This window comes from Acidovorax sp. KPB24-03, from assembly GCF_057546605.1.
The window spans coordinates 1-3,196 of sequence record NZ_BAAJYR010000399.1 but is presented as its reverse complement, the minus strand read 5'-3'; the positions used below and the strand labels follow the sequence as shown (position 1 = coordinate 3,196).

Here is a 3,196-nt window from a genome sequence, read left to right as displayed (position 1 = left end):
CCTGGCGCTGAACGCCGCGGTGGAAGCGGCCCGCGCGGGTGAGCAAGGGCGCGGCTTCGCGGTGGTGGCCAGCGAGGTGCGGTCGCTCGCGGGGCGCTCGGCGGAGGCCGCCAAGGAGATCAAGGCGATGATCGAAGCCAGCGTGTCGCGCGTGAGCACCGGCAGCGATCTCGTGGCCCAGGCCGGACGCACCATGGACGAGGTGGTGGCGCAGGTCACACAGGTGTCCACGCTGCTGTCGGAGATCAGTGCGGCCAGCGCCGAGCAATCGAGCGGCATCAACCAAGTGGGCGATGCGGTGCAGCAACTGGACCAGGTCACGCAGCAGAATGCCGCGCTGGTGGAGGAGAGCGCCGCTGCGGCCGACAGCCTGAAGTTCCAGGCCGAATCGCTTTCGCGCATGGTGGCCCAGTTCCGCCTGCCGGGCGACACCGATGCCGGCACGGCCGGAACCCCGGCAACCCCCGTCCGCAGCAGCAGCCGCACTGGCGCACTGCCGGCGCCCGCGCAGCGGCTGGTCGGCTCGTCGGGCGCCTACTGAACCAGCCCGCAACCGGAGATCAGAGCCCGAGCTCGCGCACCTGGAAGTAATCCCGGGCCAGGTCCAGCCAGGCGCGCGCCGCGGGCGTGTGCGGCACGCCGCGGCGCCAGGCCAGCGTGTAGTGCCAGATGGAGGGCAGATCGTCCACATCGAGATAGCGCACGCCGGGGTGCTTGCTCCAGCGCGTGATGGCGCGCGGCAGCAGCATCACGCCCAGTTGCTGCGCCACCAGTTGCACGATGAAATCGACCTGCCCCGTGCCCATCACCGACACGCGGGGTCGCACGCCCTGCCGCGCACAGGCCTGCAGCAGGGCCTGGTTCACGGTGGTGCCCTCCTCGAACAGGATGAGCGGCCATTGCGCCAGGTCCGCGAGCGAAATGCGCGTGGTGCCGGCGGGCACGAAGGCCTGCGGCACCAGGGCCACCACGGGCTCGGTGCGCACATGCTGCCAGTCGAAGTCGTGCGCGGCGGGCGCCACCAGGGCCGCCAGATCCACCTCGCCCGCCCGCAGCTGCGCTTCCAGCCGGTCGAGCGGCTCGACCACGATGGCCACGTCGATGGCGGGAAAGCGCTGCCGGAACTCGGTGAACAGCCCCGCGTAGTACGCGCTGGTACCCATGCGGGGAAAGCCGATGCGCAGGCTTCCGCGCTGGACCTGCTGCATTTCCGCCAGCTCGCCCTCCAGCCCGCGCATCTCATGCAGGATGTTCACCGCGCGGCGAAGCAGCAGGTTGCCGGCGGCAGTGAGGCCCTTGCCACGGCCCGAACGAGCGAGCAATTGCACGCCCATTTCGGATTCGAGGCCCTTCATCGCCTTGCTGACCGCCGACTGCGTGGCGCACACCACCTTGGCCGCTTCGGCGAAGCTGCCGTGTTTGGCGATTTCCACGAAAAGGCGAAGGGTCTTGATGTCCATGGGAGTGGGTGGGCGCGAGAGGACACGAGAACAATGACCATACAAGCAAATACCGCCCCGTCACAGCGCCTTGGCCAGCATAAAGGCACGCGCACGCCCCGCGCTACCCCCAAAGGCAAAAGCCCGGCATCGCATGGCGAAGCCGGGCAGCGGGGCGATGCCACCGGGGTATCGATTGTGATCAAACAGGCTTGCAGCGCATATCCTACTAGGGCATATTGCTCATATTTTTATAGCAAAACACCCCGCCATATTCTCAGGAAGCCAGGGCCCGCATCTCCGCAATCAGGTCGGACTTGCCCTCGAACCCGATGCCCGGCAACGGTGGCAACGTGACGTAACCGTTTTCGACCTTCACGCCGTCCGGGAAGCCGCCATAGGGCTGGAACAGGTCGGGGTAGCTCTCGTTGCCGCCCAGGCCCAGGCCCGCGGCGATGGCCAGCGACATCTGGTGGCCGCCGTGGGGGATGCAGCGGCTGGGGGACCAGCCATGGTCCTTGAGCATGTCCAGCGTGCGCAGGTATTCCACCAGCCCGTAGCTCAAAGCGCAGTCGAACTGCAGCCAGTCGCGGTCCTTGTGCATGCCGCCGTGGCGGATGAGGTTGCGCGCGTCCTGCATCGAAAACAGGTTCTCGCCCGTGGCCATGGGGCCTTGGTACACCTCGCCCAGCCTGGCCTGCAGTTCGTAGTCGAGCGGGTCGCCGGCCTCTTCGTACCAGAACAGCGGGTACTGCGACAGGGCGCGGCCGTAGTCGATGGCGGTCGGCAGGTCGAACCGGCCGTTGGCATCCACCGCCAGCTGCTGGCCCGGGCCGAGGATCTTGAGCACCGACTCGATGCGCTCGCAGTCGTCGGCCAGCGAGGCCCCGCCGATCTTCATCTTGACCACCGAATAGCCGCGCGCCAGGTAGCTCTCCATTTCCTTGCGGAGGCCGTCCAGCCCCTTGCCGGGGTAGTAGTAGCCGCCGGCGGCATACACGAAGACGCGGGGGTCGGGCGTGCCGTTGCCGTAGCGTTCGGCCAGCAGCTGGTAGAGCGGCTGGCCGGCGATCTTGGCCACCGCGTCCCACACGGCCATGTCGATGGTGCCCACGGCCACCGAGCGCTCGCCGTGGCCGCCGGGCTTTTCGTTGATCATCATGCGGGCCCAGACCTTGTGCGGGTCGAGGTTCTCGCCAGTGCCGTCCACCAGCGTGGCGGGTTCGGCTTCGAGCACGCGGGGGATGAAGCGGTCGCGCATCAGCGCGCCCTGGCCGTAGCGGCCGTTGGAATTGAAGCCGTAGCCGATCACCGGCTTGCCGTCGCGGACCACGTCGGTCACGACGGCCACCAGGCTCAGGGTCATCTTCGAAAAATCGATGTAGGCGTTGCGGATGTCGGATTGGATGGGCCGGGTGGATTCGACGATATCGACGATTTTCATGGTGCTTGGGTGGTTGAGAAAAGAAGGATCAGCGGGCGAGCGAGGAGCCCCCGCAGATGGCGATGTCCTGCCCCGTGATGGGCGCCGCCGGCGGCGACAGCAGGTAGCCCACGAGCGCGGCGATCTCGCCGGGCTCGATGAGGCGGCCGATGGGCGGCAGGCGCGGTGCGCTGCCGGCTCGGGCGGGGTCGTTCAGCATGCCGGTGGCCGTGGCGGCGGGCGAGACGACGTTCACCGTCACGCCCTGCCCCGCCACCTCGGCCGCCCCAGCTGCGCGCCAGCGCCGACCAGCGCCGCCTTGGTGGCCGCGTAC

The 3,196-nt window shown here is 68.4% G+C and carries 3 protein-coding genes and 1 pseudogene; 1 reads left to right on the top strand and 3 read right to left on the bottom strand.

Annotated features, from left to right (window positions below; translation table 11 throughout):
- A partial coding sequence (locus tag AC27KI_RS21615; RefSeq protein WP_487115760.1) for a methyl-accepting chemotaxis protein occupies positions 1–541 on the top strand: 541 nt, incomplete at its 5' end.
- A 19-nt stretch (positions 542–560) separates the two neighbouring features.
- On the opposite strand, the gene AC27KI_RS21610 is transcribed toward AC27KI_RS21615, so the two are convergent.
- The 3 genes and pseudogenes from AC27KI_RS21610 to AC27KI_RS21600 all read right to left on the bottom strand — a co-directional run.
- Positions 561–1,460 (bottom strand): LysR substrate-binding domain-containing protein, encoded by a 900-nt coding sequence (locus tag AC27KI_RS21610; RefSeq protein WP_487090801.1) that lies wholly within the window; start codon positions 1,458–1,460, stop codon positions 561–563.
- A 256-nt stretch (positions 1,461–1,716) separates the two neighbouring features.
- A complete protein-coding gene (locus AC27KI_RS21605; RefSeq protein WP_487115758.1) occupies positions 1,717–2,883 on the bottom strand; it encodes a mandelate racemase/muconate lactonizing enzyme family protein in 1,167 nt (388 codons plus the stop codon).
- Between the two features lie 28 nt (positions 2,884–2,911).
- Positions 2,912–3,196: pseudogene (locus AC27KI_RS21600) on the bottom strand (SDR family NAD(P)-dependent oxidoreductase); the annotation flags it as partial.

What these genes read in the sequence shown, in the direction of transcription:
- AC27KI_RS21610 (WP_487090801.1), bottom strand. Translation starts at nt 1,460, where the DNA reads ATGGACATCAAGACCCTTCGCCTTTTCGTGGAAATCGCCAAACACGGC.
- AC27KI_RS21605 (WP_487115758.1), bottom strand. Translation starts at nt 2,883, where the DNA reads ATGAAAATCGTCGATATCGTCGAATCCACCCGGCCCATCCAATCCGAC.